At 69.0% G+C, this 1,717-nt stretch carries 1 protein-coding gene and 1 pseudogene; one reads left to right on the top strand and one right to left on the bottom strand.

Annotated features, from left to right (window positions below; genetic code table 11):
- Window positions 1–326: pseudogene (locus AC1DOC_RS32535) on the top strand (NmrA family transcriptional regulator); the annotation flags it as partial.
- A gap of 24 nt (window positions 327–350) precedes the next feature.
- On the opposite strand, the gene AC1DOC_RS32530 reads toward AC1DOC_RS32535, so the two are convergent.
- On the bottom strand, window positions 351–1,717 hold a 1,367-nt coding region (locus AC1DOC_RS32530), incomplete at its 5' end, for an alkaline phosphatase D family protein (protein WP_478131426.1).

The following is a 1,717-nucleotide window of genomic DNA, read 5'->3' as shown; positions in this document are numbered from 1 at the left end:
ACCTCGGCGAGATCGCGGCCCGCAGGCTGGTGTCCCCGCTCGACGACGTCGGCATCCGCTACGTGGAGGGCCCGCGGCGCTATACCTCGGCCGACGTGGCAAGGGCGTTCTCGGAGGCGCTCGGCCGGCCGGTGGAGCTGGACGTCACGCCGCGCGGCAAGTGGAAGGCAGCGTTCCGCGGCCTCGGCTTTTCCGAAGCTGCCGCGGACTCGTATGCGCGGATGACCGCGGTGAGCGTCGACAGCGGCTTCGAGATGCCAGGCGACGCGCTGCGCGGCTCGACGACGCTCGAGGCCTACATCCGCGGCCTGGTGGCGCGAGCCTGACGGTGCCGCGCCACCCACCCATGTTCAGGCAGCGAGCACCTGCAGGTTGCCGACACCGGGCAGCACGCGCAGCGTGGCTGCGGTCCTCACCGAATAGTCGCGGCTCAGCACCGTGCTGATCTCGATATAGTCGCAGCGCGCTTCGGCCGGCGTGAGGGTCAGCACGGCATAGCCGCGCTTGCTGGTCTCGGCGTAGCGCAGGTCGTCGACCATGCGCCGGAAGCCGTCGGCCAGCAGGTCATTGGCAATCAGCGGCAGCGCCCGCTCGAAGCCGGGCGACGACACCGAGGAAGTTCCGAATTCCACGCCGACCCGCTGCCCGGAGTTGTCGGTGAGGTTCCCGGCCCATGAGTTGTGCGTGTCGCCGGCCAGCGAGATCAGGTTCTTGCCCTGGTTGCGCGCCATGGCAAGCACCGCATCGCGCGCGGCCGGGTAGCCGTCCCACGCGTCCAGGTTGTAGGGCACCTTCTGCTGCGTGATCAGCGCGCGCTGGGTGTCGCTGCGCGCGGAATCCGGAAGCGCCTGCGCCGCCAGGTAGGCGGTCAGCGTCTCGAGGCTGAAGTCGGTCGCAATGCTCAAGGGAATGGTCATGCGCATCATGAGCACCTGCTGGCCGAGCACCTGCCAGGTGCAGGGCGATGCGGCCATGCGCTGCGACAGCCAGTCCACCTGCGGCTGGCCCATCAGCTGCCGCGTGGCCGCCGAAGCCTCGCCGGCCAGGTACTGCGAGAGCGTGACCTGCTTGTCGCGRCCGATCAGCCGGGTGTCGAGCATGTGCATCGAAGCCAGCGTGCCGAAGTCGAAGGAGCGGTAGATCCGCAGCGGGTTCGCCGGGTCGGGCAGCCGCGTCGGCATCCACTCGTGGTAGGCCTGCACGGCGGCCGCGCGCCGGGCCGCAAAGCTGCCCTCGGTTGCTTCGTCGTGGTTCTCGGCGCCGCCGGACCATGCGCCGTTGGCCAGGTCATGGTCGTCCCACACCGCGATCATGGGCAGCCGCGCATSCAGGGCGCGCAGGTCGCCGTCGGTGCGGTACTGCGCATGGCGCAGGCGGTAGTCGGCGAGCGTCAGGATCTCGTGGTCGGGGTTCGATGTGCGGTCGATCGCAATGGCCAGCTGCGACGCATAGCCCACCACCCCGTACTCGTAGATGTAGTCGCCCAGGTGCAGCACCACGTCGATGTCGGTGCGCTTTGCAATGTCGGCATAGACGTTGAAGTAGCCGCTCGGGAAGTTGGAGCAGGACACCACCGCCAGCCTGGCCTGCGATACGCCGCCCACCGGCAGCGTGCGGGTGCGGCCGATGGGCGAATGGTCGTTGCCCATCAGGAAGCGATAGAAATAGGTGCTGGCCGGCTGGAGCCCCATGGCGTCCACCTCCATGGCGTCCACCT

The sequence above is a fragment of the Variovorax sp. 01T439_2 genome, assembly GCF_056398445.1.
Note: the sequence above shows the minus strand (reverse complement) of the source record. Positions and strands in the feature narration are given on the sequence as shown.